Origin of the sequence: Winogradskyella helgolandensis, assembly GCF_013404085.1 — a bacterium.
GTDB lineage: Bacteria > Bacteroidota > Bacteroidia > Flavobacteriales > Flavobacteriaceae > Winogradskyella > Winogradskyella helgolandensis.
Window position 1 is genome coordinate 255,268 of sequence record NZ_JABFHO010000001.1, and the last position, 19,181, is coordinate 274,448.

Genomic DNA, 19,181 nt, shown 5'->3' on the forward strand with positions numbered 1-19,181 from the left:
TTTCGCAGGAATAACATATGAATAACAAAACCGCCATATTAATCTTTGCAAATTCTGCAGGAAAAGAATTGACTTCAAAATCAGTTGTTTCTTCTGACTTCTTTAATTTGCTTGATTCTGATACTGTAAAAACAGTAAAAAAAGCGGGTTTACCTTATTTTCATATTTCTGAGAAAGCGCAAAAAGGACATTCATTTGGAGAACGTTTTACCAACGCTATTGAAACCGTTTTTAATAAAGGGTTTCAAAATGTGATTACACTTGGTAATGACATTCCCAACCTTACCGCTAATCTTATTTTAAAAGCTAAAGATAAATTAGAGAATTCAGATTTTGTTTTAGGACCTTCAACCGATGGAGGTTTCTATTTAATGGGTTTCAAGGAAGCACATTTCAGTAAAACAGACATCCAAAATTTACCTTGGCAAACATCTAAATTAAGACGTTGTTTACATCAAGAATTACTAAAGCAAAACGAAAGTGTTTCTTATTTAGAAACGCTAACAGATATTGATGACACTTCAGATATAGAATTGGTCTTAAAGAATTTTAAATCTTTAGATTTCAATATTAGAAAACTGCTTTTAAAAATTCTAAAAAAAGTAAAAACAATTACAAGAGTCGCTTCTGTTTTTCATGGTAGAACCGTTTTCAACAAACACTACAATAAAGGCTCACCTATTTTACTTCATATTTAAAATTGGGTTTTAATGTCATTAATACCTAAAGATTTTTTCAACTAAATAATCTCTCATTTTAAAAAATAGCCACGTTTTGTGGTCTACATATGAAGCACATTTACTTATGCTTACTGTTATGCTTTTGCTTTTTCAGTAATGCTCAAATTACAATTACCGGAACAGTAACCGAAGCCAGTTCAAAAATACCTTTGCCCTTTGTAAACATTTCATCTAGCAACGGCAATGGAACGACCTCAAGCGATGATGGCACCTACACAATAGTCGTTAATTCAACTACAGATAAACTCACCTACTCATTTTTAGGCTTTAAAACACAAACTATTGAGGTCGCAAATCAAACAATTATCAATATTGAATTACAAGAAGATTCTGCTGCTTTAGATGAAGTTGTAATTACAGCATTAGGTTTAGAACGCGATACCAAAGAATTAGGTTATGCTGTCCAGGCCATTTCCTCTAAGAAATTAACAGAAGTAAAAACCGTGAACTTTCTAGACAACCTACAAGGAAAATTAGCTGGAGTAACGGTTACACAAGGTGCCACAGGTGTTGGTTCGTCTTCTAAAATTACGATTAGAGGTGAAGCGTCTTTTTCTAATAACAACCCTTTATTTGTGGTTGATGGTGTGCCGATTAACAACGAAACGGTTTTTAATTTCACCAATGAAGCTGCAGCCGGATTTCAAGAAATTGATTTTGGAAATGGTGGTATGGAAGTGAATGCTGATGATATTGGTTCTGTTACCGTTTTAAAAGGGCCAAGTGCTGCCGCATTGTATGGGACAAGAGCATCTAATGGTGTTATTGTTATTGAAACCAAAAACGGAAAAAACAAAAGAGGTTTAGGTATTAGTTTTAATTCCTCGCTTTTTGTGGACACTGCTTTTAGGTTGCCAGATTTTCAAAATTCTTACGGTCAAGGTAATTCTGGTCAGTTTGAATATGGTGATGGTCTTGGTGGTGGTATTAATGATAATATCACCTATTCTTGGGGACCACGTTTAGATGCTGGACTTTTAATTAGACAATTTGATAGTCCTGTGCAATTACCAAACGGTACTTTTGTAAGAGGTGGAGATACTGCACTTTATGATGGTTTAGACATCACAGCTACACCTTTTGTTTCTCATCCGGATAACTTGAAAGATTTTTATGAAACTGGTGTTACCACTATTAATAATATTTCAGTTTCTAATGGGTTCGATTCTGGAAATTACCGATTATCTTTTACCGACTTAAGAAGTGAATCGATTATTCCTGGCGTGAATTTAGACCGACAAACCATTTCTGCTAAATTAAACTTTCAACCAAGTGACAATACCGAAATCAATTCATCTTTCAGTTATATAAATTCTAATAGTGACAATAGACCATCCAATGGTTACGGCAGTGAAAACGCGAATTACTCTTTAGTTGCTTGGGGACCACGCTCTTTAAATATAGAAAATCTTAAAAATTATTGGCAACCTGGTTTAGAAGGCACACAGCAATATTCATTTAATTACACGTTTTTTGACAATCCGTATTTCATTTTAAACGAGAACACCAATTCCTTTAATCGCGACCGAATTTTTGGTAATATTTCTATTACCCAAGACCTAACTAAAAATTTAAGTATTTCTCTTAGAACAGGAATGGATTACAGCACCGAAACTAGACAATTACGGAGAGCCTACAGTAGTAATCGTTTTAGTAATGGTGCTTATGCAGAGCACGATGTTATGTTTAGAGAAGTGAATACCGATTTTTTAATTAACTATAAAAATCAGTTTAATAATTTTTCTGTGGATGTGTTTTTAGGTGGAAATAGATTGAATCAAATTGCAACTACCAAACAATCACAAACGGTTAGTTTGGCACAACCCGGAATTTACAATTTAAACAATGCAGCTTCACCTATTGAAGTCTTTCAATTTGAAAGTGAAAAGCGTATCAATTCATTTTACGGTATTACAAAATTGGGTTATAAAGATTATTTATTTTTAGATATTACAGGTCGAAATGATTGGTCTAGCGCTTTAGCGACACCTTTTTCGGTAGATGGCACCTCGTTTTTCTACCCTTCAGTGTCATCAAGTTTTATACTATCTAATGTTGTGGAATTACCAACTGCCATATCTTTTGCAAAACTGCGAGCGAGTGTGGCACAAGTTGGAAACGACACAAGTGCTTACCAAACTTCTGGTGCTTTTGTATCACAAACACCATACAATAGCGAACCTACGTTTAGCGACCAAGATTTTATTCCCAATGCCAATTTAAAACCAGAAAGCACCACCTCTTATGAGTTTGGTACAGATTTACGATTTTTAGATAATAGATTACGATTCGATTTTACGTATTACAATGCCAATACAAAGGACCAAATTATTTCTTTACCTGTTGCCATTTCTTCTGGTTACAGCCAACAAGTAGTTAATGGCGGAAATGTAAACACACAAGGTGTAGAAATTGTTTTAGGGATTACACCAATTCAAACGGATAATTTCAATTGGAATAGCACGTTTAACTTCGCCACTAATCGCTCTGTTATTAAAAACTTACCACAGTCGGACGGAAGGTTAACACTTGCTTATAGCAGAATTTACGATAGTGCTAATCAAACGGTTTGGTTTCAGGTGGAAGAAGGTGGACGTGTTGGAGATTTTTACGGAACTGGTTATCTAAAAAATGAAAATGATGAATTTTTAATTGATGATAATGGTAACTACATTGCCGATGACAACTTAAAAAAACTAGGAAATTATAATCCAGATTTTACATTAGGATGGAGTAACAATTTCAATTATAAAAATTGGAATATGAGCTTTTTATTCGATTGGCGACAAGGAGGCGAAATTGTATCTAGAACACGCGCTTTAGGAAATGTTGGTGGTCAACTAGCAGAAACGAGTTACCGACCAGATGCCGGAATTGTTGCACAAGGTGTCAATGTAAATACAGGACAAGCAAATACCGTTGCGATTACTGCAGAAAGTTATTACCGACAATTTTACGATAGAAATCACGAAGAAAATAATGTTTATGATGCTTCCTTTTTAAAGTTACGTCAATTCGCTATTGGCTATACTTTTGACTTAAAAGATGGATTTTTAGGTTTAAAAGAAGGTGCTGACATTAGTCTTTCATTAGTTGGAAACAACTTATTTGCTTTCACTGGAAATCCGCATTTTGACCCAGAACAATTAGCCGTTCAAGGCAATGGATTTGTAAGTGGTGTTGAAGACATGAGTTATGCGACAACACGAAGTATTGGTTTCAAAGCCGGATTTAACTTCTAGTTCTCACGACAATGAGAATCTCAAGAAGAGAAAATAAAAGAATAAAGTTCCCTTTTTCAAGGGAATGAAAATAAAATTTTAAATGAAAAATTTCACATATATACTTTCTGTTTTATTTATTGCAACAACGATGAGTTGTACCAAAGATTTTGAAGACATAAATACCAACCCAAACCAACCCAGTTCGGTCCAACCGAGTTTGTTGCTAAGACAGGTTATTTACGATTTTGGAGAAAACATGAGTTACGAAGGCTTTGTTGCCGGCGATTTATTAGCACAACATAGAACCGCTTTAGATTTCAATTTATTTGATAGACACGCGTTAAAATCACCACAATTAGGAGGTAATCCTTGGCCTATTTTTTATACCAATTTGAGAGATAATGAGATTATCCTAAATCAAGCTAGAACAACAGAAACCTTTGCTGTTTATGAAGGTCCTGCTTTAATTTTAAAAGCCTATATGGCTGCTGGTTTAACTGATTTATTTGGAGACGTTCCCTATTTTGAAGCGTTCAATGGTGTTGAAGGTACCGTAACACCAGGATACGATTCACAAGAAGATATCTATCTTAATGAAAACGGTATATTAGATAATTTAGGTAAAGGTATTGCTGCAATTGAAGCCTATTCTGATATGATTCCATTGGAAGGCGATATTTTATTTGATGGCAATTTAGACGCTTGGATAAAATTCGCGAATGCTTTAAAAATTAAGCATTTGGTTCGTATTTCGGATAAAATAGATGTTACTAGTGATTTACAATCGCTTTTTGATGAAGGCAACTATATCACTTCCAACAGTGAAAATGCTATTTTTAATTTTACAAACACAGATCCAAACAGTTTTAGATTGGCACAATTACGCATTGGTGATTTCAACAATTTTGTCTTATCCGAAACTATGGAAGATATTTTAATTGGCTTGAATGACACGAGACTTTCAAGTTTATTTCGCCCTTTTTCTAATTCAACTTCAAACGAATTTAACGGATTGCTTAACGGTATCGATGCATCTTCGACTTCTATTGCTTTAGCAGATTATTCTTTAGCAAGTATAGCTTTCAGAGAAGACACGTCTACTTTAGATGCTAATTTTATAACTGCTTGGGAAGTACAATTCGCCTTAGCCGAAGTGGCTGCCAAAGGTATTATCAACGCAGATGCACAAACCCTTTATAATTCCGGAGTCACTTTAGCTTTCGAATATTGGAACACAGCATTACCTGTAGATTACCTCACTGGTCCTGCGGCTTATAATGCTTTTGGGTCAAATCCAATAGAACAAATCTTAACGCAAAAATGGATAGCTAATGTGATTAATGGTTATGAAGGCTGGATAGAATACCGAAGAACAGGTTTCCCTCAGTTACAAACCATTTCGGCGAGTTTAAACAATGATTTAATTCCGATTAGAATGCCTTATCCTGCTGAAGAAGCAGCCTTAAATTTTGAAAATTACAGTGTTGCAGCCAACGCAACCGATAACAATAGTATAAACGTGCCAGTTTGGTGGAATGAATAATGGAATATGGATATAATTAACTGGCAATGGACATTGATAATTGCATCGAGTTTACTACTCTTTATATTATCGCCATTAGCAAAGACAACAGACGAATTTTTTAAGGCGGTTCATAAAAAGAAAGCACCAAACAGCTTGGTGCTTACCGGAAGTCTTATCATTTCTTGGATTTTTGCCAAGAGCATTACCAATGCCGCAAATCTAGGTTTGGATTTTGGCATTGTTGGTGGTGTTGCTTATGCTGGTTATTATGTATCGTTTGCTGTCGCTGGTTTACTAATTTACAAAATGCGCGTTGTTGGCGGATTTAAAAGTATTCATCAATTTTTAACCACCAAATTCGGAAAAGGAGCCATGGCTTTGTTTTCGATATTGATTGCCATCAGATTATTTAATGAAGTCTGGAGTAACACCATGGTTATTGGTAGTTATTTTGGAGAAACAGGAAGTTCCAATTATTATTGGGCCATTATCGTTTTTACTGTTTTAACTTTAGCGTATGCGATAAAAGGCGGTTTGAGTAGTTCTATTTTTACTGATGTGATTCAGATGGTATTATTTAGTATTCTACTTATGCTAATTCTATGGAATATCTTCTCCATTGAAACCTTTAGCGTTACTGATGTCGTCACTTCTGGAACTTGGAGTTTTAAGTTAGGTTTAAACCTATTTTTCGCAGCCATTATTCAATCCTTTAGTTATCCGTTTCACGATCCGGTTTTAACCGATAGAGCCTTTATCAGTTCACCTAAAGTAACCCGAAAAAGCTTTTTATGGGCGAGTTTATTAGGCGCCATTTGCATTATCCTATTTAGCGTCATTGGTGTCTATGCGCAAACCCAAGGTTTTAAAGGTCAAGCCGCCGTAGAAGTTGGCAAAGCCTTTGGTGTGGTTATTTTATTAGTTATTAATTTTATAATGATAACCTCAGCAGCATCCACTCTAGACTCTACGTTTTCATCGTTTTCAAAATTATTAGCGATTGATTTAGGCATGGTTAACGATTTAACTTTTGGAAGAGCATCTATGGCTGCCATAGCGATTTTAGGCACACTTCCTGTTTTTCTTGAAGCCGAAATTTTATCAGCAACCACCATATCAGGAACGATGGTCATTGGCTTAACACCTGTATTCTTATTTTGGAACACGAAAGTTCCAAAACTGAGTTTTTATCTTAGTGTGATTGCAGGACTCGTATTTGGATTTTTACTCGTATTTGAGGTGTTTCCAGAAGCCCTAATTTTTACAGAAGGCAAGTATGCCGATTTACTTTGGGTAAATATTTGGGGAATTTTAAGTTGTAATATTTTATATTTCATACCGAAATGGATAAAAACATAATTGACATAGGAAAATTATCAGGTAAAGTACTACTCTTTGGTGGTGTTTACAGCAACCTTCAAGCCCTTGAAGCACTAATTGCTGTGGCAGAATCTGAAGGTATTACCCCTGAAAACTGTATTTGTACTGGTGATATTATTGGCTATTGTGCCCAACCCGAAGAAACCATTCAGACCTTCAAAAATTGGAATGCCAGAAGCATTGTTGGTAATGTTGAAATACAATTACGTGATGATGAAGATGATTGCGGATGCGATTTTAGAGAAGGGTCGCGATGCGATGGTTTTTCGCAACAATGGTATCCATATGCGAAGAGTAAACTCTCAAAAGATTCTCTTGACTATCTTGAAACGATTCCAGACCATATAAAATTCACCATTGGGAATCAGAAGGTAACCGTCGTACATGGTTCGTATTTTAATGTTTCAGAATTTATTTTTAAGTCAACACCTTGGGCTACTAAGCAATCTAATTTTGAAGCTACAGAAACTGACGTCATTATTGCTGGACATTGTGGCTTGCCTTTTGAAGATAAGAACGATGCTAAACTCTGGGTAAATCCTGGTGTGATTGGTATGCCTGCTAATGATGGAAAACCTAATGTTTGGTTTGCTATTTTGGATGACTCGACAAAACCTTTACAAGTAAATTTTCGTAAGTTAGAGTACAATCATACACTAGCAAACAAACTCATGTTAAATGGATTACTTCCAGAATCTTATGCCAAAACAATCGTTTCAGGTCTTTGGGATAATATGGAAATTTTACCTGAGACTGAAAAAAAACTACAAGGACAACCTATAGAATTGTAAGGTTACCCTAATTAATAGCACTAAAAAGGCATGCATAAAATCTTTACATTATCATTTTTACTCTTAAGCTTTTTGGTAAATGGCCAAGAATCAATTGAAAAGTTGCTAAAAACACATAATAAAGAAAGTGTTCCTTATATTTCTGTACAAGAATTAGCCATGCCAAAAACAAACGCTATTTTATTAGATTCTAGAGAACTATTTGAATTTGAAACGAGTCATTTAAAAGACGCTATTCATGTTGGTTATGATAAATTCAAAATTGAATCAGTTACGAATCGAATTACGGACAAATCCACAGCTATAGTCGTTTATTGTTCCTTAGGAATTCGCTCTGAAGCTATTGCTGAACAACTTAAAAAGAAAGGTTACACTAACGTATTCAACTTATTTGGTGGTATTTTTGAATGGAAAAACAAAGATTTCACGGTTTACGATATTGAAAATAAACCCACTGAAAATGTACATGCATTTTCAAAAGAATGGAGCCAATGGCTTTTAAAAGGAAACAAAATATATGACTGATACACTTGTAATTGTATTTGTAAAAAATATAAAATTAGGAACCGTAAAAACCAGACTCGCTAAAACTATTGGCGACTTTGGAGCTTTTGAAGTGTATACCGAATTAGTTAAAATTACAGAAAAAGCAACTGAAGCTTTAGACATGGACAAACGTATTTATTTTTCTAATACTGTGGTTGAATCGCAATGGGAGCATGATTTTAAAGCAGTGCAAAAAGGCGTTGATTTAGGTGAGCGTATGATGAACGCTTTTAAAGATGGTTTTGAATCTGGCTATAAAAAGATTGTACTTATTGGTTCAGACTTACCAGATATTAATTCTACTCATATTAAAAACGGATTAGACGCCTTAACTACTAATGACGTTGTTTTTGGACCTGCCGAAGATGGTGGTTATTATTTGGTTGGTATGTCTAAATTCCACGATTCTATATTCATTAATAAACCATGGAGTCAGCCCAAGTTATTAGAGCTTACGTTACAAGAGTTACACAACAATGATATTTCTGTTGGTACCTTAGACACTTTAAACGATATTGATACGTATGAAGATTTAATTGCTTCAGACTTTTATAAATCTAACTTAAAATTACAAGAAAAAATACAGCAACTCAATGATTAAACAGATTACAGAAAGCACCGAATATTTACAAAGTAAAGGATTTGAAAACCCTGAAATCGGCATTATATTAGGAACAGGTTTAGGGCAGTTGATTGACGAAATAGACATCATTGCAGAAGCTAGTTATAATCACATTCCAAATTTCCCAACAGCCACTGTAGAGTTTCATAAAGGCAAACTTATTTATGGTAATCTTGAAGGTAAAAAGGTAGTTGTAATGCAAGGCCGTTTTCATGTTTATGAAGGGTATACCTTGCAAGATGTGACTTTCCCTGTGCGAATAATGGAAAAATTAGGTATTAAAACTTTATTGGTTTCAAATGCGTCAGGAGCAATTAATCTCGATTATAAAAAAGGAGAATTAATGCTCATCGACGACCATATTAATCTTCAAGGAGGTTCTCCTTTGGCATTTAAAGGCGTTTCAGAATTAGGAGAACGTTTTACTGATATGAGTGCACCTTATGATGCGGAAATCAATTCAAAATTTGAAAATATTGCCAAACAACATAATATTACATTACACAAAGGTGTTTACGCATCTGTTGTTGGACCTCAACTAGAAACACGAGCAGAATATAGAATGTTAAAAATTATGGGTGCTGATGCTGTTGGTATGAGTACTGTTCCTGAAGTTATTGTTGCTAATCATTTAAATTTAAAAGTCGCTGCCGTTTCTGTTTTAACAGACGAATGTAATCCGGATGACTTAAAACCTGTTGACATTAATGAAATCATAGCTATGGCAGGAAAAGCTGAACCAAATATGATTACACTTTTTAAAGCGTTGATTAAAACATTATAATAAATACCTGACTTAGCAGGTTTTTAAAACCAAGCAAGTCTAAATGCATAAAAAGAGATTCCTGCCTTCGCAGGAATGAGAGATGGAAAAATACCTAGACATATTCACAAAATCATATTCCAATTACTGGAACTACCTGAAATATGAACTTATTGACCTTAACCATTGGGACAATTTCTTCTATGGTCTTATTGTGATATCTGTTTTAGTTTGGATTTTAGAAATTGCCTTTCCATGGAGAAAAGAGCAAGCACTTTTCAGAAAAGATTTTTGGTTGGACACCTTTTATATGTTCTTCAATTTCTTTCTTTTAAATCTCATTATACTTATTGCGCTGTCTAATACGGTTTCGGAATTATTCAATGATATTTTGGGAGTTGTTGGCTTATCACTTTCAAGTTTTCAGCTTTTTGATGTTAAAGCACTACCTAAATGGTTAGGTTTATTCATCCTTTTTATTGTGTCAGATTTTGTACAATGGAATACCCACAGGCTTTTACATCGATTTGAATGGCTTTGGAATTTCCACAAAGTACATCACAGCATTAAGGAAATGGGATTTGCAGGGCATTTACGATATCATTGGATGGAACCTATTGTTTATAAAACAATATTATACGTTCCGCTTGCTATAATTGGTGGATTTGACGCGCAAGATGTAGCGATCGTCTATTTCTTTAATATTACCATTGGACATTTAAATCATGCGAATTTGGGCTGGGATTATGGAATTTTAAAATACATTTTTAACAATCCAAAGATGCACATTTGGCATCACGTTAAAGAATTACCTAAAGGAGAACGGTTTGGTGTGAATTTCGGAATCACCTTAAGTCTTTGGGATTATTTGTTTAAAACCGATTACATTCCACACGATGGAAGAGACATCGAATTAGGCTTTGATGACGACGAAAATTTCCCAAAAGATTTTATGAGTCAGTCTGCATATCCTGCATTTCAGCGCAAACGGAAAACAGAATAATAAAAAAAATATATGAAATATTTATCAGTATTAATTATCACTTTAATATTCACTTTGTCGTGTTGTGGTATGCAAAAATCAATTAAAGTTTCAACTAATGAGATTGAAAAAACAGAAATTCCGCTTCCACCAAAACCACCGAAAAAGTCTGCAAATTTTAAAGAATTAATGCACAAGCGATGGCATACGATTTTACAAAACCATGTATCAGATGATGGGAATGTCGATTATAAAGCCATTAAAAATGACAAGGCTGAATTTGATATTTATATTGACTATTTAAGTGATAATCAACCAAACGAAACATGGTCTAAAAATGAAAAATTAGCCTATTGGATTAACGCCTACAATGCACTTACTATAGATTTAATCCTTAGAAATTACCCAACAAAAAGCATTAAAGACATTAAAGACCCTTGGGATCAACGACTTTGGAAATTTGGTGATACCTGGCAAAACCTTAATGATATTGAGCATAAGATTCTTAGAAACATGGATGAACCTCGAATTCATTTCGCCATTGTTTGCGCTTCGGTATCTTGTCCTAAACTTCAGAATACGGCATTTACAGCTGTAAACTTAGATGCACAATTAACGAAGGTGACTAAAGAATTTTTAGCGGACACGTCTAAAAACGAACTTTCAAAAGACAACATTAAAATTTCAAAAATCTTTAAATGGTTTAAAAAAGACTTCGAAACAAACGGCAGCTTAATAGATTTTTTAAACCAATATGCTGACGTAACCATTTCAGAATCGGCTAAGAAAAGTTACACGGATTATAATTGGGGTTTGAATGATTAAAACTAAGACTTCAAGTTTTTCGTAGATACAAATATGATAAGTATTATTATTCCTGTTTTAAACGAAGCTGAACGTATTGGTGATGTATTGATGCACCTTTTTGAAAATTCTGATGCTGCTCATGTTTCTGAAATTATTGTGGTGGATGGCGGAAGTACGGATGGGACTCAGGATAAGGTTAAAAACTTCGTTACTTCGAGTAATTCTGAACGCAGAGAAGCATTGTATCGAGAAGATTTTTCAGATATTCTCGATACAAAATTTCAAAAAAAGAATTTCACTCGAACTGACATACAACTCATTCATTCAGAAAAAGGCAGAGCAAAACAAATGAACCTTGGCGCAAAGCTTGCAACTGGAAATATTTTATATTTTCTTCATGCCGATTCTTTTCCTCCAAAACATTTTGATCAACTCATTATAGATGAAATAAACAAAGGGAATAAAGCAGGTTGCTTTAGAATGCAGTTTGACAGCAACCATTGGTGGCTGCGTTTAGCGAGTTGGTTCACCCAATTTTCTTGGCGTGCTTGCAGAGGAGGAGACCAAAGTCAGTTTATAACCAAAACACTGTTTAACGACATTGGTGGTTATGACGAAAATTATATCATTTATGAAGACAACATATTAATTAACGAGCTCTACACTCGCAAAGAATATGTGGTTATCAATAAAAAAATTATTACCTCAGCACGACTCTATCGTAAACATGGTGTTTGGACATTACAGTATCACTTCTGGATGATATATGTAAAGAAATGGTTTGGTGCTTCAGCCTATGATTTGCTGGCTTATTATAAGAAGTATGTTTGTTAGTTTGCTTTTCTGCAAGGTTTCAAGAACCTTGTAGGTATAAAATTATAAATACTTATTCATTTTACACAAATCATTTAAATCCAATAACAATCTACGTTTTCAGTAAACACAATTAAAAATACTCCCATAATGTTTTGGTTTGTTTTTCTTTCCAGTTTATATATTCGGTAGTGATTTCAATATATTGATTTCCGTGAATTTTCTCTTTAAATTCAAATTTGGTATTATAGCTAATTCCATATTGCTCAATAACTGAATCAATCTTTCGTTTATTAAATTCCGCTGTTTTAAGCTTCGTCCTAAAACGGTTTAGCTGGAAATAAGCATTAGTCAAAATTGTAATACCCGAGCCAATTGCAATTGCTATAAATCTCCAAGAATAAATTTTCGTATGCGTAAAATCAGCATACAATTCATTCCCAATTATCATTAAAAACCCAATAATTATTAGAAAATAAAAAGTCAAATAAGCTTTTGTTTTACCTTTTTGTATTTTATAGAATTCTAGATTCGTACTCTCAAGTTTTGATTGAAATAGATCATCTAATAAAATATCAGGACATGTGCCAATAAAATCCGGTTTTTTATCCGTTAAACCACAAGTCAAGCCATTTTCAAAATCTCTTTTTGGGTGTTCGCATAAATCGCAATGTTTGGCTTGAATCATTTATGTTTCGGATTTTAGGTAATGAAAAACAACTATCTTTTGTTCCGGCCCAACTCATCAGGATACAAATCCATAAGCTTATCACTTTGAAAAACTTCTTTTGTATCAATATCAATAGCCGATAGTTTTCCTGTAAACGTTGCGCCTGTATCTACATCCCAGACATTAGCAGCATGCATAGGCTTATCTTTACCAAAATTAATGGTAGGTGTATGACCAATATAAATTTCGGAATAATGCTTCAAGCGGTTAGGGTAAAGTTTAGAGTTTTTCTCTATTCGTTGATCCATCGTTAATGCCATTTCCCAGAGCGTTCTATCAAAATAGAAGTTTTCTTTGTGTAATTCGCGTTCCACACCATGCATAGAGGTAAAGCCTGCATGCACAAATAATCGATTTTGTGAATCCATATGATATAAAGGCATACTTTCAAAAAAGTCGAGATGCATTAATTTTTGGTCTTTAGAGAATCCATCGTAACTTTCTATGGTTTCTTTACCTCCATTTTTAAACCAAACATCATTCACGGTACCATAAGCCAACCACTGTTCGCACCAAATATCATGATTACCTTTAATAAAAACGCATGTGTTTGTTTTAGATAAATCAATGAGATACTGAATGACTTGTGCCGCTTCACTCCAACCATCTACATAATCTCCTAAGAAAATTAATGCATCATCAGAACTCACATTTGCGCGTTCTACCACCTGAATTAAACCTCTTAAACCACCATGAATATCTCCTATTGCTAACGTTCGCATATTATTTCGATTTTCATCAAAGCTAAAATTTAATTTTTAATTAAGACAGACTTAATTTGAATTCTTAATTTTTCTTAAAGTTGTTAAACTTAAGGTAAAACTAACTTAACAAAAGATTAAATCGACTTTCTAAAAGACTTCATTCTTATACTTTGGCTGAAATCTAATCAACCAACCAATACATCATCATGAAAATCAATCAAATCATCATTGCGCTTGCGTTATTTTTAACGTCGCAATCTTACGGACAGCAAACCTTTTCTTCAACATTACTAGACTCTAAAACAGAGCAACCCATTGCTTTTGCGACGATTCAGTTTAACTCAAATAATGGGGTTATAAGTAATGATAATGGAGAATTTAATATCAGTATTACACGTGCTATAAAAGCAACCGACTCATTAATGATTAGTTGTTTGGGGTATGAAGAAAAACGAATTCCGCTTTTAAACTTTAACAACTCTACGATTTACTTAACCTCAAAAACCGTTGATCTTTCTGAAGTATTAGTCACCAATAAAAACTATACAATTGACGAAATTCTAGATAAAATAAAAGAAGGCTTAACTGTAAATTACGATTATAGTTACAACAAACGAAAATTGTTTTATAGAACGTCTTACTATGATGAAATGGATAAGTATGATGTTAAATTAGAAAAGTCAACCATACCAGAATTTAACCAGTTATTTATAGATAGCTTGCTTCAAATTATGCCCAAAAACAATAGTAATCATACTGAAATACTAGGTGAACTCTACGGAGAAATTGAACCTGAAGCATCTCAAAAAATGGACATCCTAAAAGCGTGTCGTTTGTATGACAAATCTAAAGACATTAACTTAAACAACTATGAAAAACGATTTAATGACATCTTTAAAAAGTATGTAAAACGCGATTCGTATTTTAAAATTAAATCGGGTTGGTTTAGTGTAAAAGAAGAGATGGACTCATCTTTATTTGGAGATACAAACGAGAAAGAAGAAGCCGTTACTGATGCTTTACTTGCAGAACAACAGAAGAAAGATTCCATACGTAAAATTGGCTTTTTACATTGGCGAAAAATGATGATTCATAATTTTGAAAACAATAATTTTATTGATGAAGACAACGACCTCAACTTTATTCATAAATCGGGTCGGTATGAATTTGAAATAGCAGATTATGCTTATATCAATGATATGTTTGTATATGTGATTCCGTTTAAGCCCAAACGAAGTGAAGACTTTTCTGGTACCATGTATGTGAATACAGAAGATTTTGCAGTAGTACGAGTGGATTACAAAAACGTGAAGCCACTCAGTAAGTTTTCTATCCTTGGTATTTCAATGCGGAAATATTTAAAAGAAGGCACTATCATCTTTCAGAAAAACGATAACGAAAAATATACTTTAAAATATAGAGATGAAACCTTAGGAGAACAAATTGGTGTGAAGCGTCCTTTTAAAATTGTGGAGAAAAACAAACATGTAAAAGGCAGACGCAAACAAAATGAATTAAAAGGTGATATTCATTTTATTGTTAGAAATATTGAAAAAACAGAACTTATTGTCTTCGAAACCCATATGATTTCCGAATCTGATTTTAAAAACTTTAAAGAAAAACCACAAGTTTCACCAACACAATTAAACCAATACAATCCTGAATTTTGGAAAGGTTATAATATTATTGAACCTAATAAAGCTATAAAAGAATTTAAAGTGATGACTTCAGAGTAGAACGCTCTAAAAATATTGACCAATACCGAAGACAATACCATTATTCGCTTTTTTTCCTATGCCAACACCATAATCAATTCGAAAAACAGCATTAAAAATACGCTTGTGAATAAACCGAACACCTAAACCAGAGAATACAGACGCTTTTTCACCTTCTATTAAATCCCCAAGGTTACCACCAGATTCTTGCCATGTACCAGCATCTACAAAGGCATTTGCCTGCATGGCAAACCAACCTTTTTCTATTATCGTATGTCTGTATTCTGTATTAAGGACAACAGAAGCAGTTCCTCTATCTATAGTATTCCCAACCCCTCTTATATTAAGTTGATTATCTAGAGCAAAAGGTGCAAATGGTGTAGTATCGTTAGTGGCATAACCTAAACGTAATCTATTAGCCCAGTTCCCTTTGTTACCAATCCGTTTAAAATATTCAAAATCGTTTCTACCAATAAAAAAATTACGTAATAGATCATTATTACCATTAGAGTGTAATGTAAAACTATAGGTAAAAATACTTCTAAAACCATCGACGTATTGGTACTCATTGGTGATATTATTATATTCATACCCACCAACAGCCGATACTTTATCTACGCCTAAAGTTTCAGGTATAGATTCAGGCACATCTCCACTTAGGTAATTATAGTCGTCATTAGCGATATTAAAGCCAAATTCGAATCTATTTTTAAAATTATGCTCGTACATTAATCGTATCTCAAAGGCTCTATTCGTATTTTTATATTTAACATCGCGTTCGTCGTCAAAAAATATAGGTTCTTGTAATACATTATTTTGATAGTTAATGCCAATCCCTAATTTCCTAGTAAATAAATTAGGGGCTTCCCAATAAAACCCATAAGAATCGAATACATTCTTACTATAAAACCCACCAATGATTTGGTTTTGACCTAGAAAATTGAAATCAAAAACGGAGGTTCTAAATGCTAAATCGTCATTATTATCTTGAGACACATTCAATCCTGGAATGATAGCGAAATTTTCAACAACCGTATATATAAGTCTATAAGTAGTGTCATCAACTTTTTCTAATTTTGAGGAGGCACTCGCCACCGATGGTAATAATTTAAAACGTCTAACATCCGATGCTATTCTTATAGAATCTACTGCACTCCCTTCTTTTACAAAAGCCAAACGCTTTAAAAAATTGGTTCGTGTACGTTTATTGCCTTCTATTATAACCTCCGAGACATTCACTTCTTGTGAATAACCAAAAAGACCTAAAGAAAATATAAGAATAAATACTATTGATTTTTGTTTCAAACTGTTTAATTTATAACAAAGTAGACGTTTAACACAAGGCATCATTACAGAATTTAAATATAAAAATGAGAATGACTAATACTTTCCGTAATGCACCTTAAGTATTTCTTCAACGGGCTTATTCTGTGGAGTAAATTGATTGTCTTCCAAACCACCAACTTTATGGTGATCTATAAACCATTTCCATAAGTAACCACCAGCAAACCAGTCCTCTTGCCAAATAGCATCAAACAAGGCTTGTGTGGCATTATTTTGAGCTTCAAGATTAACAGAAGTCATAGAACGATCATATCTCCAAGGTTCTTTGCCAGAATAATCAACACTTCTATAGCCAAACTCTGTAAATACTATTGGTCGATCTAGTTTTTCAGAAAACGCTTTTAAACCTTGCTTATGTTTTTCCCAGCCTTTAATACAATCCTCAATCGTTGGTGTTTGCATATCACTCACCGGAAAATAAGCATCAATGCCTACATAATCTAATTCCGACCAAAAAGGTGTGGTCCAAAATTCATCCCAATTGGCCGCATAAGTTAGATTTCCTGTATAAATCGTTCTAATTTCCTTTATTAATTGACGCCAATACTCTGGTCTATTTTTTATAAATTCTTCAAGCTCGGTTCCGATGCAGAACACTTCCACGTTTAACTCCTCTGCCAATTCAGCATATTCTATAATAAAGTCCGTATAAGAAGTTTCTAACAACTGCCAATCGGCTTCCGAAGTTGCTTTTAAAAATCCGGTAAATTCGCCATGAGAAATCCATAATTGCGGTTTCACCATTACCTTAATACCTTCCTTGTGAAGCGCTTCAATATATTGCCCTGCTCCAGATCGTGTTTCACCAAACCACTGACGATCGGTATTATGAATTATTTCAGGGTGATTGATATCCTTAATAAAACCAAAAGGCATAACAGAAGCTGCATTCGCATTAATGTTCACAATTGGTTTAACATGTGTCGAATCTACGACTCCTCTAGAAGCCACAAAACTAACACCATTAATCTTAGAAGATTGATGTGGAATCGCAGCACAACTCACAAACATAAGACTTAAAAGGAAATAGAAAACATATCGCATACTGTAAAATTATGCCTAAATTTAAAGAAATTCGTCTAAGCGATTAAGGTTTTAACAAAAGCTTCGACTTAGAGCTCACTAACAACCCCTATTAAATGGAACACATTGTAATTATTGGAAACGGTATTTCTGGAGTAACGCTCGCAAGACACATCCGAAAATTATCAGACAAAAAAATAACTATCGTCTCTGCCGAAACCGATTATTTCTTCTCACGTACCGCATTAATGTACGTTTATATGGGACACATGAAGTTTGAACACACCCAACCTTACGAAAATTGGTTCTGGAAAAAAAATAGAATTGAACTAAAGAAAGGCTATGTAAAACAGGTCGAAACAGAAACAAAAACCCTTCATTTTGCAGAAGGAGACACCTTACATTACGATAAATTAATTATAGCCACAGGAAGCAAACCGAATAAATTTGGTTGGCCAGGACAAGATTTAGACGGAGTGATTGGCATGTATCATAAACAAGATTTAGAACAACTTGAAAAATACGCACCTAATAAAGAAGTTTGTAAACGTGCTGTGATTGTTGGTGGTGGACTAATTGGCATTGAATTGGCTGAAATGCTAAACTCGAGAAAAATTCCAGTAACGTTTTTAGTTCGAGAAAATAGCTTTTGGAATGGCGTTTTACCTGAAGGTGAAAGTAAAATGATTAACGATCATATAAAAAATCATCATATCGATTTACGATTATCAACAAACTTAAAAGAAATAAAATCTGACGAAAACGGAAAAGTCAAATCTGTAATCATTGAAGAAACAGGTGAAGAACTCGAATGTAATGTGGTTGGTTTAACCGCAGGAGTAACTCCAAATGTTGATTTTTTAAAAGATTCTGATATCGAATTAGGACGTGGAGTAAAAGTGAATCGTTTTTTAGAAACTAACATTGCAGATGTATATGCTATTGGAGATTGTGCTGAACAACATGAAGCCATTGGAAACCGACGTCCTATTGAAGCCGTTTGGTACACAGGTCGAATGATGGGAGAGACTTTGGCACAAACCATCTGTGGAAACAAGACGCCATATAAACCAGGCCATTGGTTTAACTCAGCGAAGTTTTTAGATATTGAATATCAAACTTATGGTTGGGTATTTGGAGAACGTGGACGTCCAGAATACGAGCATCATTTTCATTGGAAACATGCCAAAGAAAATATTTGCATTACAGTAGCTTTTCATAAAGACACTAAAGAATTTTTAGGCATCAATACGTTTGGTATTAGAATGCGTCACGAAATTTTTGATAAGTGGTTAACTGAAAAAAGAGATGTGGATTACGTGATGAGCTATTTAAAAGATGCCAACTTTGATCCTGAATTTTTCAAAACTTATGAAAACGATATTCTAAAACAATACAACAACACATTTAACACCAATCTTACCGCACATAAAAAGAGTTGGAAACGCATTTTTAGCAAGGTCTAATTATAA

General features: G+C 34.0%; 17 protein-coding genes. 13 read left to right on the plus strand and 4 right to left on the minus strand.

Features of this window, described 5'->3' with window-relative positions; all coding sequences use genetic code 11:
• Positions 1 to 17 precede the first annotated feature (17 nt).
• The 11 genes from HM992_RS00905 (at position 18) to HM992_RS00955 (ending at position 12,214) form a co-directional block, all read left to right on the plus strand.
• Positions 18 to 698 (plus strand): TIGR04282 family arsenosugar biosynthesis glycosyltransferase, encoded by a 681-nt coding sequence (locus HM992_RS00905; RefSeq protein WP_179318202.1) that lies wholly within the window; start codon positions 18 to 20, stop codon positions 696 to 698.
• 89 nt (positions 699 to 787) lie between these two features.
• Positions 788 to 3,982: a SusC/RagA family TonB-linked outer membrane protein gene (locus HM992_RS00910; protein WP_179318204.1), complete on the plus strand. Its 3,195-nt coding sequence runs from the start codon at positions 788 to 790 to the stop codon at positions 3,980 to 3,982.
• Between the two features lie 82 nt (positions 3,983 to 4,064).
• Positions 4,065 to 5,507 carry a SusD/RagB family nutrient-binding outer membrane lipoprotein gene (locus tag HM992_RS00915; RefSeq protein WP_179318206.1) on the plus strand — a complete coding sequence of 481 codons (1,443 nt, stop codon included), beginning with the start codon at positions 4,065 to 4,067 and terminating at the stop codon, positions 5,505 to 5,507.
• A 6-nt stretch (positions 5,508 to 5,513) separates the two neighbouring features.
• On the plus strand, positions 5,514 to 6,848 hold the full coding sequence (locus HM992_RS00920; protein WP_179318208.1) for a sodium:solute symporter family transporter: 1,335 nt from the start codon (positions 5,514 to 5,516) through the stop codon (positions 6,846 to 6,848).
• On the plus strand, positions 6,833 to 7,660 hold the full coding sequence (locus HM992_RS00925) for a metallophosphoesterase family protein (protein WP_179318209.1): 828 nt from the start codon (positions 6,833 to 6,835) through the stop codon (positions 7,658 to 7,660). Before HM992_RS00920 ends, HM992_RS00925 begins: the two co-directional genes overlap by 16 nt.
• A gap of 30 nt (positions 7,661 to 7,690) precedes the next feature.
• Positions 7,691 to 8,185: a rhodanese-like domain-containing protein gene (locus tag HM992_RS00930; RefSeq protein WP_179318211.1), complete on the plus strand. Its 495-nt coding sequence runs from the start codon at positions 7,691 to 7,693 to the stop codon at positions 8,183 to 8,185.
• Positions 8,178 to 8,807 carry a TIGR04282 family arsenosugar biosynthesis glycosyltransferase gene (locus HM992_RS00935; protein ID WP_179318213.1) on the plus strand — a complete coding sequence of 210 codons (630 nt, stop codon included), beginning with the start codon at positions 8,178 to 8,180 and terminating at the stop codon, positions 8,805 to 8,807. Before HM992_RS00930 ends, HM992_RS00935 begins: the two co-directional genes overlap by 8 nt.
• Positions 8,800 to 9,612, plus strand: a complete 813-nt coding sequence (locus HM992_RS00940; RefSeq protein ID WP_179318215.1) for a purine-nucleoside phosphorylase — start codon at positions 8,800 to 8,802, stop codon at positions 9,610 to 9,612. Before HM992_RS00935 ends, HM992_RS00940 begins: the two co-directional genes overlap by 8 nt.
• An 82-nt stretch (positions 9,613 to 9,694) precedes the next feature.
• The gene (locus HM992_RS00945; RefSeq protein WP_178983305.1) at positions 9,695 to 10,594 is read left to right on the plus strand and encodes a sterol desaturase family protein; all 900 of its coding nucleotides are present in this window, start codon (positions 9,695 to 9,697) and stop codon (positions 10,592 to 10,594) included.
• A 12-nt stretch (positions 10,595 to 10,606) separates the two neighbouring features.
• A complete protein-coding gene (locus HM992_RS00950; RefSeq protein WP_179318216.1) occupies positions 10,607 to 11,398 on the plus strand; it encodes a DUF547 domain-containing protein in 792 nt (263 codons plus the stop codon).
• Between the two features lie 33 nt (positions 11,399 to 11,431).
• Positions 11,432 to 12,214 carry a TIGR04283 family arsenosugar biosynthesis glycosyltransferase gene (locus HM992_RS00955; RefSeq protein ID WP_179318218.1) on the plus strand — a complete coding sequence of 261 codons (783 nt, stop codon included), beginning with the start codon at positions 11,432 to 11,434 and terminating at the stop codon, positions 12,212 to 12,214.
• A 112-nt stretch (positions 12,215 to 12,326) separates the two neighbouring features.
• On the opposite strand, the gene HM992_RS00960 is transcribed toward HM992_RS00955, so the two are convergent.
• Positions 12,327 to 12,881, minus strand: coding sequence for a hypothetical protein (locus HM992_RS00960; protein WP_179318221.1), 555 nt, complete (start codon positions 12,879 to 12,881; stop codon positions 12,327 to 12,329).
• 32 nt (positions 12,882 to 12,913) lie between these two features.
• Positions 12,914 to 13,645 (minus strand): metallophosphoesterase family protein, encoded by a 732-nt coding sequence (locus HM992_RS00965; RefSeq protein ID WP_179318223.1) that lies wholly within the window; start codon positions 13,643 to 13,645, stop codon positions 12,914 to 12,916.
• 188 nt (positions 13,646 to 13,833) lie between these two features.
• Between HM992_RS00965 and HM992_RS00970 the strand changes: the two genes are divergently transcribed.
• Positions 13,834 to 15,363, plus strand: coding sequence for a carboxypeptidase-like regulatory domain-containing protein (locus HM992_RS00970; protein WP_179318225.1), 1,530 nt, complete (start codon positions 13,834 to 13,836; stop codon positions 15,361 to 15,363).
• A 6-nt stretch (positions 15,364 to 15,369) separates the two neighbouring features.
• On the opposite strand, the gene HM992_RS00975 is transcribed toward HM992_RS00970, so the two are convergent.
• Together HM992_RS00975 and HM992_RS00980 are read right to left on the minus strand one after the other, a co-directional pair.
• Positions 15,370 to 16,647: a BamA/TamA family outer membrane protein gene (locus HM992_RS00975; protein WP_195806593.1), complete on the minus strand. Its 1,278-nt coding sequence runs from the start codon at positions 16,645 to 16,647 to the stop codon at positions 15,370 to 15,372.
• A gap of 75 nt (positions 16,648 to 16,722) precedes the next feature.
• Positions 16,723 to 17,730, minus strand: a complete 1,008-nt coding sequence (locus HM992_RS00980) for a glycoside hydrolase family 113 (RefSeq protein WP_179318227.1) — start codon at positions 17,728 to 17,730, stop codon at positions 16,723 to 16,725.
• A 95-nt stretch (positions 17,731 to 17,825) separates the two neighbouring features.
• On the opposite strand from HM992_RS00980, the gene HM992_RS00985 reads away from it, so the two are divergent.
• Positions 17,826 to 19,175 (plus strand): NAD(P)/FAD-dependent oxidoreductase, encoded by a 1,350-nt coding sequence (locus HM992_RS00985; RefSeq protein WP_179318229.1) that lies wholly within the window; start codon positions 17,826 to 17,828, stop codon positions 19,173 to 19,175.
• The last annotated feature ends 6 nt before the right edge of the window (positions 19,176 to 19,181 follow it).